Annotated in this window: 22 protein-coding genes; 15 read left to right on the top strand and 7 right to left on the bottom strand. The window is 68.4% G+C overall.

Features of this window, described 5'->3' with window-relative positions; genetic code table 11:
- The first annotated feature begins 53 nt into the window (after positions 1 to 53).
- From EV644_RS32420 to EV644_RS32410, 3 genes are all read left to right on the top strand, one after another.
- Complete coding sequence (locus tag EV644_RS32420) at positions 54 to 734, top strand: DedA family protein (protein WP_132193165.1); 681 nt, start codon at positions 54 to 56, stop codon at positions 732 to 734.
- Between the two features lie 59 nt (positions 735 to 793).
- Positions 794 to 1,408 (top strand): NADPH-dependent FMN reductase, encoded by a 615-nt coding sequence (locus EV644_RS32415; protein WP_132193163.1) that lies wholly within the window; start codon positions 794 to 796, stop codon positions 1,406 to 1,408.
- A 110-nt stretch (positions 1,409 to 1,518) separates the two neighbouring features.
- A complete protein-coding gene (locus EV644_RS32410; protein WP_132193161.1) occupies positions 1,519 to 2,544 on the top strand; it encodes an ANTAR domain-containing protein in 1,026 nt (341 codons plus the stop codon).
- A 109-nt stretch (positions 2,545 to 2,653) separates the two neighbouring features.
- Here EV644_RS32410 and EV644_RS32405 read toward each other — a convergent pair whose 3' ends face one another.
- The 4 genes from EV644_RS32405 to EV644_RS32390 form a co-directional block, all read right to left on the bottom strand.
- Positions 2,654 to 5,161 (bottom strand): ABC transporter permease, encoded by a 2,508-nt coding sequence (locus EV644_RS32405; protein WP_199240117.1) that lies wholly within the window; start codon positions 5,159 to 5,161, stop codon positions 2,654 to 2,656.
- Positions 5,158 to 5,955 (bottom strand): ABC transporter ATP-binding protein, encoded by a 798-nt coding sequence (locus EV644_RS32400; RefSeq protein ID WP_132193159.1) that lies wholly within the window; start codon positions 5,953 to 5,955, stop codon positions 5,158 to 5,160. Before EV644_RS32400 ends, EV644_RS32405 begins: the two co-directional genes overlap by 4 nt.
- 92 nt (positions 5,956 to 6,047) lie before the next feature.
- Positions 6,048 to 6,950 (bottom strand): phosphotransferase family protein, encoded by a 903-nt coding sequence (locus EV644_RS32395; protein WP_132193157.1) that lies wholly within the window; start codon positions 6,948 to 6,950, stop codon positions 6,048 to 6,050.
- Between the two features lie 52 nt (positions 6,951 to 7,002).
- Positions 7,003 to 7,599 (bottom strand): TetR/AcrR family transcriptional regulator, encoded by a 597-nt coding sequence (locus EV644_RS32390; protein WP_132193155.1) that lies wholly within the window; start codon positions 7,597 to 7,599, stop codon positions 7,003 to 7,005.
- Positions 7,600 to 7,704: 105 nt separating this feature from the next.
- On the opposite strand from EV644_RS32390, the gene EV644_RS32385 reads away from it, so the two are divergent.
- The 6 genes from EV644_RS32385 (at position 7,705) to EV644_RS32360 (ending at position 15,327) form a co-directional block, all read left to right on the top strand.
- The gene (locus EV644_RS32385) at positions 7,705 to 8,718 is read left to right on the top strand and encodes an ABC transporter permease (protein WP_132193153.1); all 1,014 of its coding nucleotides are present in this window, start codon (positions 7,705 to 7,707) and stop codon (positions 8,716 to 8,718) included.
- 180 nt (positions 8,719 to 8,898) lie between these two features.
- Positions 8,899 to 10,302: an extracellular solute-binding protein gene (locus EV644_RS32380; protein WP_241999080.1), complete on the top strand. Its 1,404-nt coding sequence runs from the start codon at positions 8,899 to 8,901 to the stop codon at positions 10,300 to 10,302.
- Between the two features lie 25 nt (positions 10,303 to 10,327).
- The gene (locus EV644_RS32375) at positions 10,328 to 11,260 is read left to right on the top strand and encodes a carbohydrate ABC transporter permease (RefSeq protein ID WP_241999078.1); all 933 of its coding nucleotides are present in this window, start codon (positions 10,328 to 10,330) and stop codon (positions 11,258 to 11,260) included.
- Positions 11,257 to 12,084 carry a carbohydrate ABC transporter permease gene (locus tag EV644_RS32370; RefSeq protein ID WP_132193149.1) on the top strand — a complete coding sequence of 276 codons (828 nt, stop codon included), beginning with the start codon at positions 11,257 to 11,259 and terminating at the stop codon, positions 12,082 to 12,084. The genes EV644_RS32375 and EV644_RS32370 overlap by 4 nt, the downstream gene beginning before the upstream one ends.
- A 529-nt stretch (positions 12,085 to 12,613) precedes the next feature.
- Complete coding sequence (locus EV644_RS32365; RefSeq protein WP_132193147.1) at positions 12,614 to 13,978, top strand: M16 family metallopeptidase; 1,365 nt, start codon at positions 12,614 to 12,616, stop codon at positions 13,976 to 13,978.
- A complete protein-coding gene (locus EV644_RS32360; protein WP_132193145.1) occupies positions 13,975 to 15,327 on the top strand; it encodes a M16 family metallopeptidase in 1,353 nt (450 codons plus the stop codon). The genes EV644_RS32365 and EV644_RS32360 overlap by 4 nt, the downstream gene beginning before the upstream one ends.
- Before the next feature lie 198 nt (positions 15,328 to 15,525).
- Here EV644_RS32360 and EV644_RS32355 read toward each other — a convergent pair whose 3' ends face one another.
- Both EV644_RS32355 and EV644_RS32350 read right to left on the bottom strand, forming a co-directional pair.
- Complete coding sequence (locus tag EV644_RS32355; protein WP_132193143.1) at positions 15,526 to 16,422, bottom strand: DUF4190 domain-containing protein; 897 nt, start codon at positions 16,420 to 16,422, stop codon at positions 15,526 to 15,528.
- A 90-nt stretch (positions 16,423 to 16,512) separates the two neighbouring features.
- A complete protein-coding gene (locus tag EV644_RS32350; protein ID WP_132193141.1) occupies positions 16,513 to 16,938 on the bottom strand; it encodes a CBS domain-containing protein in 426 nt (141 codons plus the stop codon).
- Between the two features lie 253 nt (positions 16,939 to 17,191).
- On the opposite strand from EV644_RS32350, the gene EV644_RS46725 reads away from it, so the two are divergent.
- The 5 genes from EV644_RS46725 to EV644_RS32330 all read left to right on the top strand — a co-directional run bounded on the left by EV644_RS46725 (position 17,192) and on the right by EV644_RS32330 (position 20,612).
- Complete coding sequence (locus tag EV644_RS46725) at positions 17,192 to 17,464, top strand: MFS transporter (RefSeq protein ID WP_241999076.1); 273 nt, start codon at positions 17,192 to 17,194, stop codon at positions 17,462 to 17,464.
- A gap of 82 nt (positions 17,465 to 17,546) precedes the next feature.
- Positions 17,547 to 18,026, top strand: a complete 480-nt coding sequence (locus EV644_RS46720) for an MFS transporter (RefSeq protein WP_241999074.1) — start codon at positions 17,547 to 17,549, stop codon at positions 18,024 to 18,026.
- Between the two features lie 97 nt (positions 18,027 to 18,123).
- Complete coding sequence (locus EV644_RS32340) at positions 18,124 to 18,732, top strand: Rv1733c family protein (RefSeq protein WP_132193139.1); 609 nt, start codon at positions 18,124 to 18,126, stop codon at positions 18,730 to 18,732.
- A 45-nt stretch (positions 18,733 to 18,777) separates the two neighbouring features.
- Positions 18,778 to 19,788: a type I glyceraldehyde-3-phosphate dehydrogenase gene (gene gap / locus EV644_RS32335; RefSeq protein WP_132193137.1), complete on the top strand. Its 1,011-nt coding sequence runs from the start codon at positions 18,778 to 18,780 to the stop codon at positions 19,786 to 19,788.
- 233 nt (positions 19,789 to 20,021) lie between these two features.
- Entirely contained in the window at positions 20,022 to 20,612 is a 591-nt protein-coding gene (locus EV644_RS32330) for a TetR/AcrR family transcriptional regulator (RefSeq protein WP_241999072.1), read from the top strand.
- On the opposite strand, the gene EV644_RS32325 is transcribed toward EV644_RS32330, so the two are convergent.
- A complete protein-coding gene (locus EV644_RS32325) occupies positions 20,590 to 21,486 on the bottom strand; it encodes a GTP-binding protein LepA (RefSeq protein WP_132193133.1) in 897 nt (298 codons plus the stop codon). The genes EV644_RS32330 and EV644_RS32325 overlap by 23 nt on opposite strands.
- A 250-nt stretch (positions 21,487 to 21,736) precedes the next feature.
- On the opposite strand from EV644_RS32325, the gene EV644_RS32320 reads away from it, so the two are divergent.
- Positions 21,737 to 22,015, top strand: a complete 279-nt coding sequence (locus tag EV644_RS32320; protein ID WP_132193131.1) for a hypothetical protein — start codon at positions 21,737 to 21,739, stop codon at positions 22,013 to 22,015.

The raw sequence follows: 22,015 nt of genomic DNA, 5'->3' as shown, positions 1-22,015 counted from the left end.
CTTACGGTCGACCGCAGGGTGCGAGCGGTGTTCGCAGACCTAGCGTCGACGCCATGATCTCGACGAACCAGGTGATGATGACCGCGCTGGCACAAGCGACGCAGGAACCGACCGGTGGAGTGGCCGGCTGGGCTGTCGACCTGATGGACAGGCTGGGAGCCCCGGGCGCCGGCCTCGCGGTGGCGCTGGAGAACCTGTTCCCGCCGCTGCCCAGCGAGGTGATCCTGCCGCTCGCCGGTTTCGCCGCCAGCCGCGGCGACCTCGGGCTCGTCAGCGTCATCCTTTTCACCACCCTCGGTTCGGTGGTCGGAGCGCTCGCCCTGTACGGCGTGGGCGCGGTCCTCGGCCGCGACCGGACCAGGGCGCTCGCAGCGCGCATCCCACTGATGAAACTGGAGGACGTCGACAAGGCCGAGGCGTGGTTCGCCCGCCACGGCGCGAAGGCGGTGCTGATCGGCCGAGTGGTGCCGGTGGTGCGCAGCCTCATCTCGGTGCCGGCCGGGGTGGAGCGGATGCGGTTGTCGCTCTTCCTGGCGCTGACCGCGATCGGCAGCCTGGTGTGGAACTCGGCGCTGATCATCGCCGGCTACCTGCTGGGCGAGAAGTGGAACGTGGTCGAGTCCTACGTCGGGATACTGCAGTGGGTCGTGCTTGCGGCGGCTGTGCTGGCGGTGGTGTGGTTCATCGTGGTCAAGCTCAGGGCCAGGCGTTCACCATCTGAGAATGTCCAGTAGTCCGCTCGACTTTGGTTAGGCTCGAGACCTCACTGTCCAATCCTGGGAGATGCGTCCCGATGCCCTCAGTCGCCTTCGAGCCACGGATCGTGCCGGACCCGCCCGTCTGGCCGCAGTCCGTCGTCACCGTGGTCGGAAACCCCAAGGCGGCGTCGCGGACCGCCGCCGCGGCCGCCGCCGTCGCGGAACTACTCGCCTCCGAGCTCGGTACGCCGTACCGGATCGACGAGTTGGTGGATCTGGTCACGTTCGCGCCGGCGATCTTCCAGGGGGAAGCCGCCTCCGAGGAGAACCGGGAGGCGTTGGACAGCGCGATCGAGCTGGCGTCGTCCGCGTCGGTGCTGGTGCTCGCGACGCCTGTGTACAAGGGCAGCTACACCGGGTTGCTCAAGAGCTTCCTGGATGTGCTGCCGCCGCAGGCGCTGGCGGGGTCGGTCGTGGTGCCGGTGACGGTGTCGGCCGCGCCGAGCCACAAGTTGCTGGCGGATCTTCACCTGCGCCCGGTGCTCGCGGAGCTCGGTGCGAGTGTGCCGACGCCGCCCGTGGCGCTGGAGGAGCGTGACTTCGAGGATCTGCAACTGCCGGTCTCGGCCTGGATCCGCAACAACGCCGGCCTGGTCCAGGCAACAACCATCGCCCTCCAGCCAGTAGCAGAACCCACCCCAGCCCAGTAGCGCGGGCGGAGTCGGGCGTGGTGGTGGTGGGCGAACGCTGAGCGGACGGTTGGGGGGTTGGGGAACGGTCGACGGTTCCCTCGGGCGAGTGGGTGGGGTAAGCCTGAGGGATGTCCGGTATCGAACCCGGCACACCCTCCCTTGCCGGAGGCGTGATCACTGGGGCCGAACAGGTTGGAACCTTCAGCTATCTGGTGGCAGAGGACACCTGGTGGCTGTCGCCGGCGACCTGCGCCATGCACGGGCTGCCGGCCGGATCCCGGGTCACTACCGAGATGCTGCTGGCGTTCAAGCATCCGGATGATCTGATCCCTCCGCGGGAAGTGCTGGAGAAGGTGCTGAGCGAGGGCGAGCCGTTCTGTTTCCCGCACCGCATCGTCGACACGTCCGGGCGGAGCCGGAACATCGTGGTGATCGGCACCACCGCGCGTGACGCCGCGGAGACGGTGAGCAGAGTCGAGGGGTACGCGATCGACCTCACCGACGCCCAGCCATCGCAGGCGCTGCCGGTGGGGACCGAGCTCGTGCAGGCTGAGTTGGAGAACCGGGCGGCGATCGAGCAGGCGAAGGGTGCACTGATGCTCGCCTACGGCATGAGCGCGGACGCCGCGGTCGCGCTGCTGGGGTGGTACGCCGAGCAGTACAACATGCAACTGAACCTGGTCGCCGAGCGGCTCGTACTGCGGCTGAAGAATGCGACGGTCACGGCGTCCGGGATCCGCCGCACCATCGACCGGATGATGCATGACGCCGCGAGAACCGAGGCCGGGACGAGGAGTCCGTTCGAGCCTTGGGAGTTCCGGCTGGGTGTTGGTTGCGGCGAGCCGACGAGGCTGATCGGCTATTCGGTTCTCGCCACTGAGAGCGAGGTCGGCGAGGTGGACGGGTTCCTGGCGTTCGCCGGGCTGCAGGCGCTGATCGTCGATACCAGTGCCTGGGTGGTGGCGCAGCGGATCGCGCTGCCGGTCGGGACCGTGCAGTACGTCGACCACTACGAACACCGGGTCCAGCTCGACTGCAGCCTCGCTGAGATCAAGGCCGCGCCTCCGTCGGATCCCTGCCGTGGCGACCGTGGCAAGTACCTCGTCCGCGTCGCCGACTACTACCGCAGCCTCTACCGCGACCTCGACCTCTGACAGCCGGTACGCCGACGCGGTACGCCGAGAAGGAGGTCAGCTGCAAGAGCACGTCCGGACAGGGGAGAGCGCGGGCCGGGGGTGCCGGCCCGCGCTGGGGGTGGGGTGGTTAGTCCGTTCGAGCGGCGGCTTCGGCGGGCCGGGTGCGAAGGGTGGTGGTGGCTGGGAGGAGGGTGGAGAAGAGGGTCAGGAAGAAGGCCGTGGCGATGATGACCAGGTAGATCCAGATCGGGCCGCTCGGGAACGCCGAGGACGAGACCGCAGCGGCGAAGGGGAGCAGGCTGGCAAGGGCTACCAGGGTGCCGAGGGTGATGCCGGCCAGGGCGACCAGGACACCTTCAGTGGTCAGCATGCGGAGGACCTGGCCGCGGGTGGATCCGGTGAGCCGCTGCAGACCGAACTCGCGGCGCCGCCGGACCGTGGCCGACACCATCGTGTTGACGACCGAGACCGCGGTGTACGCGATCAGCATTCCGACCAGCAGGTAGTTCACCCACGCCTGCGTCTGCAGATCCTGGTTGTTCCCCTCGATCAGCGCGTCCCGGTCGGCCACCTGCACACCCGGATTCGCCGCTGCCAGCTTGGCCAGCGAGGCGTTCACGTCAGCACCCGGCTCGGTCCGGATCAGGATCTGCTTCGCCAGCTTGTCGGTGGTGTGCGCGGCGACGAGTTCGGCCGGCAGCACGACACTCTCGTAGCCACGCTCAGCCGCGAACGTCGCGACCACCCGCAGGTCCACGGAGGCACCGTCGCCCAGCGTCATCTTGATCGACGTACCGACTCCTCGATCGATCTTCAAAGCGACGCGATCCGGCAAGGCCACGGTCGAGCCGGTCAGGCCGGCCAGAGAACCCGAGGTCAGCCGCACCGGCGCAGTACCGTCGGGCCCTTGGGCGCTGATGCCTTGCAGCGGGGCGCCCTCCTCGTCGAAGGGTGCGTTCCGTGGCTCGTCGATCACGCCGACGCTGGTGACATAGGCGGACGCGCTCGCCACGCCCGGCAGACCCTGCACCTCGGTCAGTAGCGAAGGCGACAGCCCGGCTCCGGTGGAGGCGAGTACCGCGTCGGCCCGGAGGTCCTTGGTGAACGCCTTCGAGGCCGCATCCACCTGTGTGGTCTGCATGTAGATGTTCGCGGTGGCGATTCCGACCGCCAGCATGACCGGCATCACCGCGGCCGACATCGCGACGGATCGTGCCGTCACGTTGAGGATCGCGAGCCGTCCGTTCACCCGGCTCACCGCGTACAGCGGCCAGCGCAGTACGGCGAGGACGGCTTTCGTGGCGACCGGACCGAGCAGGGCGACGCCGACGGCCCAGCACAGCACCGCAGGTCCCGCAGTGGCACCCGCCAACGGCCCGCTCATCACCGCGCCGGTGACGATCACCAGGGCGAGTCCACCGGCCAGGAACAGCAGACCGAAGAGCAACCGCACCCAGCTGAACCACTTCCGTTGCAGCGAAGCCTCGACCAGCGCCTCGACCGGGCGGATCTTGGCCGACCGGCGTCCGGCGATCAGCGCCGCGCCGACAGCAGCCAGTACTGCGGCCCCGGCGCCCGCCGCGAAGGGGATCAGCCCTTGATAGAAGGTGACGACGGGGCTGGCCACGCCGTTCGCGGCCAGCCGGTCGAACAGGAACCGCCCGAGCAGCACACCAGGCACGCAACCCACCAGTACTGCGGGCAGCGAGACCACCATCGCCTCGCCCAGGATCATCCGGCGCACCTGGCCCGGCGTGGTCCCGATCCCGCGCAGCAGCGCGAACTCGCGTTGCCGGTGCTGGGCGGACAGCGCCAGCGTCGAGGCGACCACGAACATCATCGTCATCGCCGCGATCCCACCGAACGAGCCGGCGACCGCGATCAGAGTCTCCTTGGCCTGAGAGGCGTCCGGGTGCTCGACCAGGCCGCGATCGATCCCGGACAGGGCGGAGACGCTGCCGTCGGCCTTCTCGATGTTCTTCCGGAGCGTCTTCAGGTCGGTGCCCGGAGCAACCAGTACTCCGAGCGCGGAGTACTGCCCCGGACGCTCGGCGATGCGGGTCGCGTCGGTGGTGGAAAAGAACGTGTTACCCGCCGGCCCAGCGGCGATTCCGCTGACCCTGAAGGAAGTTGGCTTGCCTTGGGCAAGGAGTTGGACGTTGCCGCCGACCCGCGCACCGAGCTGCCCGGCGGTGGTGGCATCGAGAACCACCTCGCCCGCGCGGGGCGCAGTACCGGACTGCAGGGTGTAGGGCGCGAGCCGGGCGGAGTCCCAGTTGTGACCCTCGGACGGCATCGGCGACGGACCCCGCAGCACCGGCGCGGGGAAGGTGAGGTCGCCGATCACGTCGGTGACGCCGTCGAGCCCGCGGATCTTGTCCACCACAGTCGCGGGGACACCGACCTGCTCGACCAGCGGAGTGGCGTCCTCGGCGCCTGGACGCAGGTGGCTTTGTTTGCCAGAGACAACGATCGGAGCTCCGGCCAGCCGCTCCGGCGGAACGTTCGACCGGATGCCGGTCTCCATCAGGCCGCCGCAGGCCAGCACGATCGCGGTGCCGAACACGACCGCGACGAAGGTCGCGATGAAACCGCCCTTGCGGTAGCGCAGGGTGCGCAGAGCGAGGCGGATCATCGGCCGGCCGCCCTGGCCATCGATGCGACGGACGCGGCGCGGGCGCCGAGGTGGGTCATCCGGTCGGCGACCTGCTCGGCCGTCGGCGCGATCAGGCTGCCCGCGAGAACGCCGTCGGCGAGGAAGACCACCTGGTCGGCGTACGACGCGGCGACCGGGTCGTGCGTCACCATCACCACGGTCTGTCCCTGACTGCGAACGGGTTCGCGGAGCAGTTCGAGGACGTCGGCCGCGGTCTGGGTGTCCAGTGCGCCGGTCGGCTCGTCGGCGAAGATCACCGCGGGCCGGGCGACCAACGCGCGGGCGATCGCGACGCGCTGCTGCTGTCCGCCGGACAGTTCGCCCGGACGACTCTTCTGCTTGTCGCCGAGGCCGACGCGTTCCAGCACGTCGCGGACGGCGGCGCGGTTCGGACGGCGGCCGTCGAGCTCCTGCGGCAGCGTGACGTTCTGCCAGACCGTGAGGGCCGGCAGCAGGTTGAACGACTGGAAGACGAAGCCGATCCGCTCGCGGCGGAGCTCGGTCAACTGCTTCTCGTTGAGCCCGGCGAGCGGCTGGTCGTCGATCGTCACCGTGCCGGAGGTCGGCCGGTCCAGCCCCGCGGCGCAGTGCAGGAAGGTGCTCTTGCCGGAACCCGAGGGTCCCATCACCGCGGTGAAGGTGCCGCGGGCGAAGCCGATGCTGATCCCGTCGAGCGCGACGACGGCGTTGTTACCCCGGCCGTAGATCCGGCGTAAGTCGTGCAGGACGACCGAATCGCCTGTCCTGCTGATGGTTTGCTGCTTGCGCCTCATGGCCAACCCCTTGTGTGCTCCGACTGACGAGCACGACGCTACGGACGCGCGAGCAGCCTCCCCAGGGAGCTGGGCAGCCGATCGGGGTAGTGCTAACTCCCCTGTTCGAGGGCGCCGAGTTCGGTCAGCAGGTGGCTCTCGACCAGCTTCACCAGGCCCTCGTGCCGAGCGCCGGTGTAACCGCGGGGCGTCCCCTCGACGAGCATGATCAGGTAGAGGTAGACGCGGTACAGCGAGAGCTTCTCTCGGTCGACATCCGCGCCGTAGCCGGCCAGCAACTCGTCGTCGAGGCCGCTGAGCAGCGACAGCGAGACGAACTCGGCCACCGGGTCGCCCCAGAACGCCCGCTCACCGTCGACGAGTCCGGTGATCCGCCCGTCCTCGACGAGAACGTTGCCGTCCCACAGATCGAAGTGGATCAACCGCGGCGTCCGTACGTCGTCCAGCAGGTCCTTGCGGTCGAGGGCCGCCTGCCAGATCTGCTCGGCCGGGCGTGGCAGCCGTACGGCGTACCGCTCGGCGTCACCGAGAACGTCGTCCACCATCGACAGGAAGGCCTCGCTCCACCGCTGCACGAGGCCCTTCTGCGGATAGCCGAAGCCGGTCCCAGTCACCTCGTGCAGGCTCGCCACGATCCCGCCGAGCTCACCCCGTACTCCGGCGCCGGCCCCCGCGCTCTGCAACGTCGTACCGGGGAGGGCGGTCATCAGCAGGTAGTCCTCGCCCTCGTGCACGACCTCGGGGACTGGGGCCTTGCCGAGCGCCGCGCGGTAGAACTCGGCCTCGGTGTGGATCAGGTCCTGCTCGTAGGTGAGCCCCGGCGCGTCCGGGTCGGGGGAGAGCTTGAGGATCAGGTCTCCGTCGGGTCGGCCGATCCGGTAGACCGTGTTGAAGGTTCCTTCGGTCAGCTCTTCGGAGGAGGCTGCGGGACCTACGCCGGCTTCCGCCAGCAGTTCGTCGAGGCCCGCACGATCCAGTTGCCGCTTGTTGCTCATCAAAGGTCCTCTGTCGCCGCTCTGGTGTTCCCGCTCCGGTTGATGATGGGGATCAACGGGGGAGGAGGGCGGCAAGGCCGGCGGTGTAGGTCTGCGGAGTCACGTCTCCGAGGATCAGCCGCTGCAGGATGAAGCCGGGGATCAGCCCGAAGAGGACCTGGGCGATGTACTCCGGGTCGGTGTCCGGGTCGACCGTGCCGTCGGCCTGCGCGCGCCGGGCGACCTCGACGAAGTGGCCGCGGAGCATCCGGTACTTCTCGCTGGCGATCGCCTTGATCGCGTCGTTGTGCAGCGCCTCCGCCCAGGCCTGGATCCCGACCTTCGTCACGTCGCCACCCGCTTGACCGGCGACGAAGGCGACGTGCTCGACTGCCGCCTCGAGGGCGGCGAGCGGGGTCAACGGCTCCTCCCGGGCCAGGATCTCCTCGAACAGCCGGTCCACCGAGCTCAGCGCGTCGTCGGCGATCGCCGCGACGATCTCGTCCTTGCTCTTGAAGTAGCCGTAGACGGCGCCCGCGGACAGGCCGGACGCGCGGATCACGTCGGCCATCGTCGTCTTGTGGAACCCCTGCTCGGCGACGCAGGTCCGGGCCGCAGCGACGATCTGCTGACGGCGCGCGAGCCGGTGCTCGTCGGAGACCTTGGGCATGACTGAAACATAAAACGAATGTCCGTTCTTGACAAGTCAGCTGAACGCCGTCAGGCTCGAACTAATAAAGAACGTTCATTCCTTTTGTTTGAGGAGCTGACCGAGATGTCTGACCCAACCGTCGCCGAGGAGAGCCGCCGGCCCCCGGTGGTGGCCGTCGTCACCCTGCTCACCGCGCTGCTCACGGTGCTGTTGATCGCGTTCGCCTGGCCGGCCGCGCGCTCGGAACCGCGCGACCTGCCGATCGCCGTGTCGGGACCCCAGCTGGCGGTCGCGCAGGTGCAGGGCGGGCTGGAGCAGGCGATGCCCGGTGGGTTCGAGGTGACCGCCGTGCAGGATCGCGCTGCCGCCGTCAAGGCGATCGAGAACCGCGACGTGTACGGCGCGATCGTGCTCGACCCGCAGAACCCCGAGGTGCTCACCGCCTCGGCCGGTGGGCCCGCTGTCGCGCAGATCCTCACCCAGCTGTCGTCGCGGTTGGCCGCTCAGAACCAGGAGGCCGCGCCCAAGGTGACCGACGTCGTACCGCTGCCGCAGGATGATCCGCGGGGTGCCGGGCTGGCGGCCGGGGCGTTGCCGCTCGTGCTCGGCGGCATCATCGCCGCCGCGGCGCTGACCCAATTGGTCAAGGGTGGAAGCCGCCGGATGGCCGGAGCGGTCACGTTCGCGGTCACCGGGGGACTGGCGCTGACCGCCGTGCTGCAGTACTGGCTGGGCTCGCTCGAGGGGACCTACTGGGTCAACGCGAGTGTGATCGCGCTCTCGATCGGAGCGATCAGCCTCACCCTGCTGGGCCTCGAGTGGCTGTTCGGCCGAGTGGGTCTGGCCGTGGGCGCCGCGACGATGATGCTGCTCGGAAATCCGCTTTCGGGTCTCACCAGCGCTCCGGAGATGCTTCCCAGCGGTTGGGGTGCGCTCGGGCAGCTTCTGCCGCCCGGAGCAGCCGGTACTGCGTTGCGCTCCGTGAGCTTCTTCGACGGGGCCGGGTCCGCCGGGCCGTTCCTGGTCCTCACCTGCTGGTTCGTCGCCGGACTGGTGCTCTGCGGCCTCGGCGCGATGCGCAGCCGCACCCGGCGCGTCGTACCTGCTCGTCACGAGGCGTCACCCGTTACCGTCTGACAGATGACTGCGCGGTGACCGGATCGTTACGAGCCGGTCACCGCGCAGCAGCGCCTGAACGGGGACAACGTTGTCTGTCAACCATTGACTTCACTGGTCTGGGACTCCTACCGTCACGGGAAAGCCCGCTAGATCGGGCTGTCGGACCGGGATGACAACGATTGCCCGAAGGTGGATGTAATGGCCATGAAGAACGGTTTCAAGCGGGCGGGTGTACTCGCCGTCGGCGCGCTCCTGCTGGGGGTCTCGGCCTGCAGCCAGGGATCGACGACCAAGACACCGGAGGCGGGCAGCTCACAGAGCGCCGGTCCGGCGAACATCAAGATCGCCTACCAGCAATGGGGGCCCGGCACGGTGATGAAGAACTTCCTCACCGGCGCGAAGGCCGAGTACGAGGCCGCCAACCCCGGCTCGAAGGTCGAGATCCTGCCGATCGTGGCGAGTGAGAACGACTACTACACCAAGCTCCAGCTGATGATGCGGTCGCCGAACACGGCGCCGGACATCGTCTACGAGGACACCTTCCTGATCAACTCCGACATCACCGCGGGGTATCTGAAGCCGCTGGACGACTACATCAAGGGCTGGTCGGACTGGTCCCAGTTCGAGGACACCGCGAAGGGTGCCGCGAAGGGCCAGGACGGCAAGACGTACGGCGTACCGGACGGCACCGACACGCGGGCGCTCTGGTACAACAAGCAGCTGTTCGCCAAGGCCGGGCTGCCGGCCGACTGGCAGCCGAAGACCTGGGACGACGTGCTCACCACCGCCCGGACGATCAAGTCCAAGGTGCCTGGCGTGATCCCGCTGAACGTCTACTCCGGCAAGCCGATGGGTGAGGCGTCCGCCATGCAGGGCTTCGAGATGCTGCTCTACGGCACCAAGGACACCCTCTACAACTTCGACCAGTCCAAGTGGGTGGTCGGCAGCCAGGGCTTCAAGGACTCCCTGAACCTCGTCAAGACCGTCTTCAGCGAGGGCCTGGCCCCGCAGCCGAAGCAGTCGCTCGACCCGAACTGGGGCAACAAGGTCGGCAGCGACCTGCTGCCGAACAGCAAGCTGGCGATCGCGCTCGACGGCTCCTGGCTCTACAACAACTGGCAGAAGACCGGCGCCAAGCCGTGGCCGCAGTGGACCGAGGTCCTCGGCCAGACCGCAATGCCGACCCAGGGCGGCGAGGGCAAGGGCAAGGTCAGCCTCTCCGGCGGCTGGACCTGGGCGATCCCGGCCAAGTCGAAGGCGCCGGACGCCGCGTGGAACTTCATCAAGACCCTGCAGACGCAGAAGAACGCGACCAAGTACGCCACCGACGGCGCGCAGATCGCGGTCCGCAAGGACGTCGCCGCCGACGCCGGCTACAAGTCGTCCGCGAAGAGCACCCAGTTCTTCACCGACCTGGTCGGCGTGACCGTCTACCGGCCCGCGCTGCCGGAGTACCCGAAGGTCTCCAACGAGATCATCACCGCGATGGAGGCCGTGATGACCGGTCAGTCGTCGCCGGAGGAAGCCGCGAAGAACTACGACGAGGCGGTCGAAGGCATCGTCGGCAAGGACAAGACGACCACAGAGAGCCAGAGCCAGTAAGCAGAGCCTTCGAAGGGATTCCCCTGTGACGACGTCTGCTACCGCGGTGTCCGTTTCGTCCGGCGAGAAAGCCGGACGGAGCGGTCCGCCGCGCTTCGCGAAGACCGTCAAGATGTTGCCGTTGGCACCGGCCATCGGGCTGATGCTGGTCTTCCTGGCCGGCCCGATCCTGTACTGCATCTACGCCGCGTTCACGAACATGGCGCTGACCGGCACCGGCGCGGCGAACGTGAAGTTCGTCGGGCTGGACAACTTCCGCAAGGCCTTCGGCAGTTCGGCCTTCACCAACTCGATCTGGCTCACCCTGGTCTTCACGCTGGTCTCGGCGATCATCGGCCAGAACACCCTGGGGCTCGGGCTCTCCCTGCTGATGCGCCGGTCGACGAAGCTGGTGCGCAACTTCGTCGGTACCGCGGTGATCGGCGCCTGGGTGCTGCCCGAGGTGGTCGCGGCGTACCTGCTCAGCGCGTTCTTCAACGACGACGGCACCCTGAACGTGATCCTGCACAAGGTCGGGCTACCCGGCCAGGACTGGTTGTACGCGGCACCGATCATCGCCGTCTCGTTGGCGAACATCTGGCGCGGTACGGCGTTCTCGATGCTGGTGTACTCCGCGGCGCTGAGCGAGGTACCGAAGGAGATCGAGGAGTCCGCCGAGATGGACGGCGCCTCCGGCGGGCGGCGGCTGCTCTGGGTGACGCTGCCGATGATCTCCCGCGCGATCATGACCAACCTGATGCTGATCACGCTGCAGACGCTGAGCGTCTTCGGCCTGATCTACGCGATGACTCGCGGTGGTCCCGGGACCAAGAGCCAGACGCTGCCGCTCTACATGTACGAACAGGCGTTCAGCTTCTCGCAGATCGGCTACGGCACCGCGATCGCGCTGGTGATGCTGGCGATCGGCGCGGTGTTCTCGCTCATCTACCTACGTGGACTGAACTCGGAGGCCGCATGATCGCCCGCGACCGTGTCAGCAAGCTGACCGCGAACCTCATCCTGCTGGCGATCGGGGTGCTGTTCGTCCTGCCGCTGCTGTGGGTGCTGTTCGCGTCGATCAACCGGACGGCGGGACTGCGGGTCGAACTCCCGACCAGCCCGACCTTCGAGAACTTCCGCGCCGTGCTGAACACCGACACGACGTACCGGCCGGTCTTCAACGGCATCGTGCTGTGTGGCGGCGCCGCGCTGCTCACGATGATCTGCGCGGTGCTCGCGGCCTACCCGCTGTCGCGGTTCAAGACGAAGTTCAACCGGCCGTTCCTGCTGACCGTGCTGTTCTGCACCGGCCTGCCGATCACCGCGGTGATGGTGCCGGTGTACGGGCTGTTCGTCCAGCTGAACCTGATCGACACCCTCGGTGGCACGATCATGTTCATGGCGACAGCCTCGCTCCCGTTCGCGATCTGGCTGACCAAGACGTTCATGGACGGCGTACCGATCTCGCTCGAGGAAGCAGCCTGGGTCGACGGTGCCGGCAGCATGCAGGCCCTCTACCGCATCGTCCTCCCGCTGATGTGGCCCGGGATCGCGGTCGTGCTGATCTTCACCTTCATCGGCATGTGGGGAAACTTCTTCGTCCCCTTCATGCTCCTGCTCTCCCCTGAGCGCCTCCCCGCCTCAGTCAGCATCTTCACCTTCTTCGGCCAGTACGGCGAACCCAACTACGGCCAACTCGCCGCCTACTCCCTCATCTACACCTTCCCCGTCCTCGTCCTCTACCTCCTCCTGAGCCGCAAGCTCGGCGGGGCCTTCGCCCTGGGCGGCGCCATCAAGGGCTAGTACTCCGCCCCACGCGGCTCCTCCGTCGCCGCTCCACAACTGCAGGTGGTTTTGTGCCGCGCTGGCTCCAAGCCAGCGCGGCACTCTGCGTACAGGACACGCAGGCACGAGGCCTCGGCCACCAGGGGCCCAGGCAGCAGCTCAGTCGCCCGCTCCCACCCACCCCGGGGCCGCGCGGCCCGGCTCGTCTGACGAGACATCCACCGCGACGCTGCGGCTCGGGCTGTACCGAACGACAGGACGTGGTCGCTCGCGACGCCAACCTCCACGCGTGCCGAGGCGGTCGAGGCGCAGAAGGGATGCAGTACTCGCTGTCGCTCCGTACGCCACTCACCCATCGTCGGAAATTGCCAGACAGTGCGCCCCGCCTTGAAGAACCGCACCGCTGGGTCGTCACGGAGACCATCGCCTGACCACTCCAGCTCCACCGCCTGATGTCGCGGAGGGAGTTGGCGGCGTAGTACCGGGGTGGTGTGCGCTGGTGGCGAACGATCGTGGGTGGGGGCGGGGGAGCACGTAGGGTGGCGACATGCCGCTGACTTACCCCCTTGCCGAGCAGACGTTGGACAACGGGTTGCGCGTTGTCGTCAGCTCTGACCGGGCTGTGCCGATCGTCGCTGTGAATCTCTGGTACGACGTGGGGTCGCGCCACGAGCCGCCGGGTCTGACCGGGTTCGCGCACCTCTTCGAGCATCTGATGTTCCAGGGATCGCGCAACGTCGAGTCCGGGCAGCACTTCAGCCTGCTGGAGAACGCCGGCGCCAGCCTCAACGCGAGCACCTTCTTCGACCGCACCAACTACTTCGAGTCGCTGCCCAGCGGCGGGCTCGATCTGGCGTTGTGGCTCGAGGCCGACCGGATGGGTTACCTGCTCGACGCGGTGAACCAGGAGAACCTCGACAACCAGCGCGACGTGGTGAAGGAGGAGAAGCGGCAGAGCTACGACAACCGGCCGTACGGTGACTCGTACGAGCGGCTCGTCCGGCTCGCCTTCCCCGACGGCCACCCGTACGCGCACATGACGATCGGCTCGATGGAGGATCTGAACGCCGCGAGTCTGGAGGACGTGCAGGCGTTCTTCCGCCGGCACTACGGGCCGAACAACGCGGTCCTGACGATCGTGGGCGACGTGTCCGAGGAGGACGCGTTCGACGCGGCCAAGCGGTACTTCGGTCAGCTGCCGGCGATCCCGGAGCCGCCGGCCGCTCCGGACGGGACGGTCGGTCCGCTGGAGGGAGTGTTCCGCGACGACGTGGTCGAGGACGTCCCGTCGGACCTGATCACGATGATGTTCCGGCTGCCGGTGGACGGCTCGCCCGAGCTGGACGCGGCGGGGCTCGCGCTCGACGTGCTCGCCGGCGGTCAGAGCGGCCGGCTGAACCGCCGCCTGGTCCGCGACGAGCAGATCGCGCAGTCGGTGTCGGGTGGTGCGCTGCCGTTGATCGGCGGTGTCTCGTTCGGCACGCTGACCGGCATCGCGTCGGACGGCATCGACCTGCAGCAGGTCGAGGGCGCGCTGGTCGAGGAGGTCGAGAAGCTCGCCGAGGGCGGGATCACCGCCGACGAGCTGCTCACCGTGCAGGCGCAGGCCGAGCGTGACTGGCTGGAGCAGTTGGCCACCTGCGCGGGACGCGCCGACGAGATCTCGCACCACGCGTTGCTGTTCGGCGACGCGAACCGGATCAACACCCGGATCGACCAGATCCGCGCGGTCACCACCGAGCAGGTCCAGGCAGTCGCGCAGCAGTGGATCCGCGCCGGCGGCCGCGCCCAGGTGACCTACCGCCGCCCGGAGACCGCAGGCCAGGAGACCGCGGGAGACCAGGCGAGCGCCGAAGCACCGGAGACCGCCGCAGTGCCGGCGAGTGCCGGGGAAGCAGGGGAGCAGGAATGACGAGCCAGGCCTTGACCACACCGCCCGCTGTCGCGCCGCCGCGGCCGTGGAAATTCCCGGCAGCGACCAGTACGGCGACCGCGGTTGGGACGCCGGTCCACGTGTTCGACCGGCCGGGGCAGTACGTCGCCACCGTGCGGGTCACGATCGCCATGCCGCTGGTGGCGGAGCCGCGTGAGCTCGAGGGGGTCGCGACGATCATGTCGCGCACGCTCGACGAGGGCACCGAGCTGAAGTCCGCCAACGAGTTCGCCGCCGCCCTGGAGCGCCACGGCGCGGCGTACGGGGTGGATGTCAGCTCGGACGCGCTGCACGTGGAGATCTCTGTGCCGGTGTCCCAGCTGGCGCCGGCCGTGAAGCTGCTCGCCGAGGCGATCACCCGGCCGGCCTTCAACCGGGCCGACGTCGGGCGGCACGTGACGATCCGGCTGGGCGAGATCAACCAGGAGCGCGCCAACGCGGGGTACCGGGCACGCGAGGCGTTCGCCGCACACCTGTTCGACGCGCAGACCCGCCGCTCCCGCCCGACCGCCGGTACTCCGGACACCATCCGGCCGCTCACCAACGTCGAGGTGGCCCGGTTCTACCGGGAGAACATCGGTCCGGCGCGAGCGCAGATCCTGTTCGCGGGTGACGCCACCGGCGTCGACGTGGCCGGCATCATCGACGACGCGTTCGGCTCGTGGACGTCCGAGGCAGGCTCGGCGATCGAGACTCCCGAGCCACTGTTCATCACCGGAGACCGGCTCGTGCTGGTGGACCGGCCGGGTTCGGTGCAGAGCCAGTTGCTGATCGGCTGCCCGGGACCGGATCGCCGCGAGGACATCTGGGGAGCGGCAGCGGTCGCGAACCACGTCGTCGGCGGCACCATCACCTCCCGCGTCGACACCGTCCTGCGCGAGGAGAAGGGCTACACCTACGGCACCCGGACCAGCTTCACCGCGCCGCGCAAGGGTGGCACCTTCAGCCTCGGCGGCTCGGTCCGTACCGAGGTGACCGGCGCGGCGATCACCGACGCGCTGCGGATCCTGCGCGAGGCCCGCGACGGCCTCACCGAGCGCGAGGTCCGGGAAGCCCAGGACAGCCTGATCCGTACCGCGCCCTTGCGGTACGAGCAGGCGGACTCCATCGCCCAGCAGGTCGGCAGCAACATCGCCGCGGGTGTTCCGCTCGACTTCGCGGACACCTACCTCGCCCAGATCGCCGCGACCACCGCCGAGACGGCCACCGAGGCCTACCGCCGGTACGTCGGAACCAACGGGCTGCTGGTGGTCGTCGTGGGGGAGGCCAAGGACGTCCGCGACCAGCTCACCGGGCTGGGGATGGGCGACATCACCGAGCTGAGCTGACGGCTGACTACCTTCTGGTCAGGTTCGGGGACCTGTTCGCGGGCACCCTGTTCGCCTTCAGCCGGGCCTGAGCCTGACCCCGGAGCTGGACCTGAGCCGGTCCGATCCGGTCAGCTGTTTGCCGGACCGGGCAGCACCCCGCGCTTCGTAGTACGCCGGCGCCGCGACCCGTAGTACTGCGGGCCGCGGCGCTTGGTGCTACTTGGGGGCGACCAGGCAGGTGGTGCCGTGGTCGCCGAGGCTCCAGCTGTCCTCGGTGGGGTGCAGGTACCAGATGTCCGACGGCTGGTTGGCCGGCTGCTTGAGCGCCTTGAACCGGTCGGTGCAGCCCTTCTCTGCCGCCGCCTGGACCTGGGCGAGCCCGGGCCACTTGCCGGCGGGCAGGTCGAACACCGCGTACACCTTGCCGCCGTTCGGCTGGTTGCAGGGCTGCACCTTGATGTCGCGGACCTCGCCCTCCTTGATCTCCGTCACGCAGTCGCCGACGCGCAGCTTGCTCGACGACACGTTCTGCGTGGTGGTGACCTGTCCGGAGGCGTCCCGGTCCGGCTCGGACGGACTGATCAGGGCAGCCGCGGCGATGAAGCCCGCCACCCAGAGGCCGGCGAGCGCCATACCGGCGATCGCGAGGCCCTTGCCCTTGTCGCCGGTCTTGGCGATCTTCGTCAGCGCGATGATGCCGAGCACGATCGCGACCGGCACGAACGCGAACAACCCGAAGATGAAGGTCAGGATCGCCAACGTGCTGGTACCGCGCCGCTGACCCGGCTGGTTGCCGCCCGGGTACGGCTGGAAGCCCTGCCCCGGTGGGTATCCACCTTGCCCGTACCCGCCTGGCCCAGGCGGATAGCCGCCTTGCCCCGGGGGATACCCACCCGGCCCGGGCGGCCCCGCCTGCCCGTAGCCGCCCTGGCCGGGCTGTGGGTAGCCCTGGGGCGGCGGGTAGCCCTGGCCCGGCGGCGGGTAGCTCTGGGCGGGCTGGTTCGGGTCAGCAGGCGGGTAGGGCGGGCCACTGCCTTTCGGAGGTTCGGTGTAGCCAGGGTCTTGTGGCCCGGGCGGTCCGACCGGTCCGGTCGGCGGTGGTGTCGGCTCCATACCTGGCAATGTAGTCCCGGCCGGGAGCACGGCAGGCCGGACGACCCGGCCGCGGCCGAGTTGTCGCCGTACCGATGGAAGGCGGTGAGGTCAACCTGAGATGTAGTTGGAGAGTTGCTCGCGCTCGAACTCCAGCTCGCCGATCCGGGTCTTGACCACGTCGCCGATGCTGACGATGCCGGTCAGGGAACCGTCGACGACGACCGGGACGTGCCGGATCCGGCGGTCCGTCATCAGCCGCATCAGGTTGTCGATGTGATCGTCCGGACCGCAGGTGTGCACCTCGGAGGTCATGATCGCGCTGACCCGGACCTCGCCCGCGTCCGGAGTACCGTGCATCAGCCGCACCACGTCGCGCTCGGAGACGATGCCCGCCAGGGACCTACCGTCCGGACTCACCACCACCGCACCGACGTTGTGCTCGGCGAGCAGCGCGAGGAGTTCGGTGACGGTGGCTTCTGGGGAGATGGTGACGACCTGGTTGCCTTTACCGCGCAATACGTCGTTGATCTTCACGGAGCCTCCTGCTGTTCGACGGAGCCCAATACCCAAATGTAGCGAGATCCGGCCGTGAACGGCAGGTCTGGCAGAATGCGGATGGTGACCGTTGCCCGCCCCGCCCGCTGCAGCCACGGCTCGGTCCCGTCACGTCCGGTGACGGGTTGACCTGGCGCGACGACCTCGCAGTACTGCGTCACCGCGACGTCCGAATCTTCGTCAGCGCCCGCTTCGTCTCGCTGCTGGCTCCTCGATCGTCCCGATCGCGCTGGTGTTCGCCGTCCTGGACGTGTCGGACGAGGCGACCGCGGTCGGCATCGTGCTGGCCGCCCGGAGCATCCCGAACGTGGTGTTCCTGCTGATCGGCGGTGTGATCGCCGACCGGCTGCCGCGCCGCCTGGTGCTGGTGGTCGCGAACACCGTCAGCGGCCTGACCCAGGCGCTCGCCGCCGGCCTGATCCTGTCCGGGCACGCGCGGATCTGGCAGCTGGCCGCGATCGAGGCGGTGAACGGGATCGCCGCCGCGTTCGTGACGGTGCGGTGATCGCGGACGACACCTTCGGCCGGGTCGGCTGGGCGTGGTCAGTGCCGGCTTCGGCGCCGGATTGATTGCCGGGGGCATCTTGATGATCCGGGTCAAGCCGCGCCACCCGCTCCGCCTGGGCATGGCCGGCATGCTCGTGTCGGCACCGATGTTCGTCTGCCTGGCGCTGGTGCCGCACACGCTGACGACCGCCGCGGCGGCGTTCCTGGTCGGCCTCGGCTTCGAGTTGTTCGGCATCGGCTGGGAGACCGCGCTCGGTCAGCACATCCCGCTGGACCAAATCTCCCGCGTCGCGTCGTACGACATGCTCGGCTCCTTCATCGCCAGCCCGATCGGCCAACTGGCCGTCGGCTACCTCGCGGCAGTCCTCAGCATCAAAGCGGTCGAACTCTACGGCCGCCACCGTCCACCTCCTGATAGTCCTGGCAACCCTCGCCGTCCCCTCCGTCTGGCTCCTCCAACGCCACACCACCAACTAGTACTCCGCTCCTCCGCCGCCCGTTCTCCGGGCCGTGGCGCCGAGCTGCGACCACCGAGGACTTCGCCGGGATCAAGGTTCTGAAGGCAAGTGCGCGGTCACAAACCAGGCGCGTACCCGGTCTTTGTTTGGAGAGCGACGTCAGGCAGCAGGACGTCCGTCGTCGACCGAGGAGGCACTGATGAGCACCACTCCCCAACGCCGGGGCGAGTTGTGGGTTCTGATGCAGCTCCGTCGTCTCGGACTCGGGCGCAATCCGTTGCGTCGAAGGGCGGACCGGCTCGAGTCCGCGGTCCTCCTCTGCGCACTGGTGGCAGCTCAGCTGGTGATTCCCGCGGCGGTGGCTTTCGGTACGACGATCCGCAATCGCGCCGAAGACACGGCAGCCCGGCGACGGGCTGAGTTACAACCGGTCCAGGCCCGAACACTCGAGGACACTGCAAGAGCCACCCCCTCAACCCTGGGACAGATCGCCACGGGGGCTCGGGTCCAGTGGTTCGACGCTTCGGGATCCCCGCGAGAGGGGTCTGCCGATATCCTGATCGGTACTGAGGCGGGCACTGAACTGACGATCTGGCTCGACCGGACCGGAGCGATGGTCCGCGCTCCCCGGGAGTCCGCCGACAGCGCTGCTGTTGGCGTCGTGGCCGGAGTCACCATGCTGATGCTCGCTTGGCCGTTTCTGTGGGGCTTGTTCCGGCTGGCGCGGCTGCTACTGGATCGCCGCCGCGCGCAGGACTGGGGGCGCGAGTGGGAACAGGTCTCGCCGCGCTGGACACGAACGGAGTAGTACGCCCGGGCGCCCATGCCCAATTCGCTGCTGAGGAGAGAAAAGATGACTGTGAGAGTAGGGATCAACGGGTTCGGACGGATCGGGCGGAACTTCCTGCGGGGTGCGCTCGAGCGGGGGACCGAGACGATCGAGGTGGTGTCGATCAACGACATCACTGACACCGCCACGCTGGCGAACCTGTTGCAGTACGACTCGACGTACGGGTCGTTGCGGGAGCGAGTGAGTCACACAGATGACGGCATCGCGGTCGGTGGCACAACGATCCGGGTGACGGCTCAGCGCGACCCCGCCGCTCTCGACTGGCGGGCTGCCGGCGTCGGTCTCGTGATCGAGTCGACGGGCCGCTTCGCCACCCGGGAGGCTGCCGCCGCTCACCTGGCCGGCGGGGCCCGCAAGGTGCTGCTGTCCGCGCCCGGCAAGGGCGTCGACGCGACCCTCGTGCTCGGGGTGAACGAAGGGACCTATGACCCGGCCGAGCATCAAATCGTCTCGAACGCCTCCTGTACGACGAACTGCGTCGCGCCGATGGTGTCCGTGCTGCACCGGGCGTTCGGGATCGAGCGTGGCCTGATGACCACGATCCACAGCTATACCAACGACCAGGTGCTCCTGGACTCGCCGCACAAGGACCTGCGCCGTGGACGGTCGGGCGCGGTGAACCTGATCCCGACGAGCACGGGCGCGGCCAGGGCGGTCGGCCTGGTGATCCCGGAATTGGCCGGCAAGATCGACGGTGTCGCGGTGCGGGTCCCGGTCGAGTGTGGTTCGCTCACGGACCTGGTCGTCGAGCTGGCCAGACCTGTCACCGTGGAGCAGGTCAACCAGGCCTTCGCCGACGCGGCTTCGAGCCATCTGAAAGGGCTGCTGCGGTACAACGAGGATCCGATCGTGTCGCACGACATCATCGGCGACCCTGCGTCCTGCATCTTCGACGCACCGCTCACCCAGGCGAACGGCAACATCGTCAAGGTCTTCGGCTGGTACGACAACGAATGGGGCTACACCAGCCGTCTGCTGGACCTGGCCGAACTGGTTGCGCGGAGCATGGAATAGAGGCTCACGCTGACACGACATCCTCCAAGGGGGAGGCGGTCTTGGCCCCGGGTGGGCCGATATCAACTCGCGTTGACTTTTCCGTTATGCTCGTGCCGTCGCCGCGCACAACCCGCCGACCGTTCCATCGGACTCGCCGCTCGGGAGGATGCGACCTTGATGATCGCCCAGGGCCTCGCTGCCCCCCAGTGCGCACTGCACCCACCTCGCGGTCTTCTGTCCGAGGACAAGTCGTGCCGGTCGAAGCCCGTCTGAAGAAGTCCGATCGCACCCGGCTGGCGATCCTCGCGGCTGCGCGCGAGCAGTTCGCGCAGCACTCGTACGACCGTGCGAGCATCCGCGCCATCGCCGCGCAGGCACAGATCGATCCGGCGATGGTGTTGCGGTACTTCACCAACAAGGAAACGCTGTTCGCGACCGTGGTCGAGATCGACCTGCAGCTGCCCGACCTTCGGGCCGTCGACGCCGACAGTCGCGGCGAGGTGCTGCTGCGGCACTTCCTCGGCCTGTGGGAGGGCAAGGCGAAGTACGACGCGCTCCCGATCCTGCTTCGATCCGCCGTGACCTACGAGACGGCGGCGGCGCGCCTCCAAGAGGTCTTCCTTCGTCAGGTCCGCGGGATGGTGGCGGCCGTCGTACCAGAGTCGGAGGCTGCACGGCGGGCCAGCCTGGTCACCAGCCAGTTGCTGGGGCTCGCCCTCACCCGCTATGTTCTGCGGCTGCCCGACATGGCCGATCGCGACGCGGACGGTCTGGTCGCGGACATGGCGCCGACGGTGCAGCGTTACCTGACCGGCCGCCTCAACACGCTCGAGCCCGGCTAGTCACGATTGCGTTCTCGAGTGCGGCCAGGATGTACTTCGGGATCTTCATCCCCTGGTGCTGGGCCCAGAGGAGTTCGCGTTCCACCAGGCTCACCTGCCGGGCGACGTCCAGGAGGTCCCGGTCGAAGTCGAGGGCACGGGCGACGTCGCCGAAGTCTGCTCGTTGCCGGCGATTGTTCACGCCGACGAGCTCGAACGACCTGCGGCGCAGGATCCGGGCGAGCTGGAGTTGCCAGTCGCTCAGCCCTTCTTCCCGTACCAGCGACTCGGCCGACATCCGGTAGAACGCGAAATGCCCCGGCTCCTGGCGCTTGATCGGTGCGATGACCGTCTCCGCGATCGCCCGCTCGCCCATCCTGCGCAGTCCGTCGACCAGGCGCGAGTACGCGATCACCGCCGACCGCTCGGTGGCCGCGCCGGTCAGGTAGTACAGCAGCCGGACAACCCCGAGCATGCCGGGCAGATGCGACAGCACCCCGACCAGCCGGATTCTGGCGCTCACCCCGGCCAGGTCAGTCGGCCCCGGCGTCATCCCGAAGCCCTGTTGGACCGCGTCGAGAAGGATGCCGTGCTGGAGTTCCTGAGGCGACCACACATCCTGGTAGAAGAACCGGTCGGTCTCGGTGGCGTCGGGCATCAGAGCGCGCAACTCGAGCACGTTCCGCTCGACTTCGAGCTCGACCCGCGTCAGGTAGTTGAACACCCCGCCGTACCGGCGGCGAACCTGGTCGGGGTCGTGGATCGTCAGGTCGGCGGCATCGAGCGACAACGGCGGATGCTCGTCGGCGAACTTCTCGACGAACCGGCGGAGTCCGGCACGGGAAGCGCGTCCGCGGATGGCGCTCTCTGCCGGCCGGGTACGCAACTGGGTCATGACCTCTTCTCCTCCGTGGCAGGTGAGATGGCGAATCGTCGAGTGGCCCCGGGCAGCCATTTGTCAATGCCCGTTGACTTAGACGGTAGATCTCGCCTCGGCTAAAAATCAACCGGCGTTGACTTTTGTGATGAGGCTCTCTTCGCGGTCACCACTAGGACCGGGCGGCCACCCGATCCGTGACGCTCCCGCGGTGTCACAGATCGGGTGGCCGCCCGGTCCTAGTTAGGGAACCGATCCAGTGACGGCCGTGGTGAGAGAGAGCGCCGACCAGCCGATGGTGGCCGCGCGCGTCGTCGAACTCGGAGCCGGCCTGTCCATCCGCACCCAGGAAGTTGCCGAGGGCACAGTGCATGCCCTCGCGCGGCGCCTGCTCGCCGACTGCAAGTTCCGGGAAGCCGCGACCACCCTGAAACTCGCCCAACGCGAGGCGGGTGGCTTCCAACGCGCCGCCGACGAACTCGAGCGCTACCTGCCGGCGCGCGGCTCGGTTGGCCGGTCGACTCCCAGCGATCCCTCGCGGGGCTGA

The organism is Kribbella orskensis (assembly GCF_004342085.1).
GTDB classification, from domain to species: domain Bacteria; phylum Actinomycetota; class Actinomycetes; order Propionibacteriales; family Kribbellaceae; genus Kribbella; species Kribbella orskensis.
The sequence above is the reverse complement of the archived record's forward strand: the minus strand, read 5'-3'. Positions and strand labels throughout refer to the sequence as shown.

Bases quoted from the DNA above. Each gene is read 5' to 3' on its own strand.
- EV644_RS32390 (WP_132193155.1), bottom strand. From the start codon at position 7,599: ATGCCCAAGGTCTCCGACGAGCACCGGCTCGCGCGCCGTCAGCAGATC.
- EV644_RS32420 (WP_132193165.1), top strand. From the start codon at position 54: ATGATCTCGACGAACCAGGTGATGATGACCGCGCTGGCACAAGCGACG.
- EV644_RS46720 (WP_241999074.1), top strand. From the start codon at position 17,547: ATGATCCGGGTCAAGCCGCGCCACCCGCTCCGCCTGGGCATGGCCGGC.
- EV644_RS32360 (WP_132193145.1), top strand. From the start codon at position 13,975: ATGACGAGCCAGGCCTTGACCACACCGCCCGCTGTCGCGCCGCCGCGG.
- EV644_RS32410 (WP_132193161.1), top strand. From the start codon at position 1,519: ATGTCCGGTATCGAACCCGGCACACCCTCCCTTGCCGGAGGCGTGATC.
- EV644_RS32405 (WP_199240117.1), bottom strand. From the start codon at position 5,161: ATGATCCGCCTCGCTCTGCGCACCCTGCGCTACCGCAAGGGCGGTTTC.
- EV644_RS32365 (WP_132193147.1), top strand. From the start codon at position 12,614: ATGCCGCTGACTTACCCCCTTGCCGAGCAGACGTTGGACAACGGGTTG.
- EV644_RS32370 (WP_132193149.1), top strand. From the start codon at position 11,257: ATGATCGCCCGCGACCGTGTCAGCAAGCTGACCGCGAACCTCATCCTG.
- EV644_RS32340 (WP_132193139.1), top strand. From the start codon at position 18,124: ATGAGCACCACTCCCCAACGCCGGGGCGAGTTGTGGGTTCTGATGCAG.
- gap (WP_132193137.1), top strand. From the start codon at position 18,778: ATGACTGTGAGAGTAGGGATCAACGGGTTCGGACGGATCGGGCGGAAC.
- EV644_RS32385 (WP_132193153.1), top strand. From the start codon at position 7,705: ATGTCTGACCCAACCGTCGCCGAGGAGAGCCGCCGGCCCCCGGTGGTG.
- EV644_RS32325 (WP_132193133.1), bottom strand. From the start codon at position 21,486: ATGACCCAGTTGCGTACCCGGCCGGCAGAGAGCGCCATCCGCGGACGC.
- EV644_RS32400 (WP_132193159.1), bottom strand. From the start codon at position 5,955: ATGAGGCGCAAGCAGCAAACCATCAGCAGGACAGGCGATTCGGTCGTC.
- EV644_RS32415 (WP_132193163.1), top strand. From the start codon at position 794: ATGCCCTCAGTCGCCTTCGAGCCACGGATCGTGCCGGACCCGCCCGTC.
- EV644_RS32380 (WP_241999080.1), top strand. From the start codon at position 8,899: ATGGCCATGAAGAACGGTTTCAAGCGGGCGGGTGTACTCGCCGTCGGC.
- EV644_RS32395 (WP_132193157.1), bottom strand. From the start codon at position 6,950: ATGAGCAACAAGCGGCAACTGGATCGTGCGGGCCTCGACGAACTGCTG.
- EV644_RS32355 (WP_132193143.1), bottom strand. From the start codon at position 16,422: ATGGAGCCGACACCACCGCCGACCGGACCGGTCGGACCGCCCGGGCCA.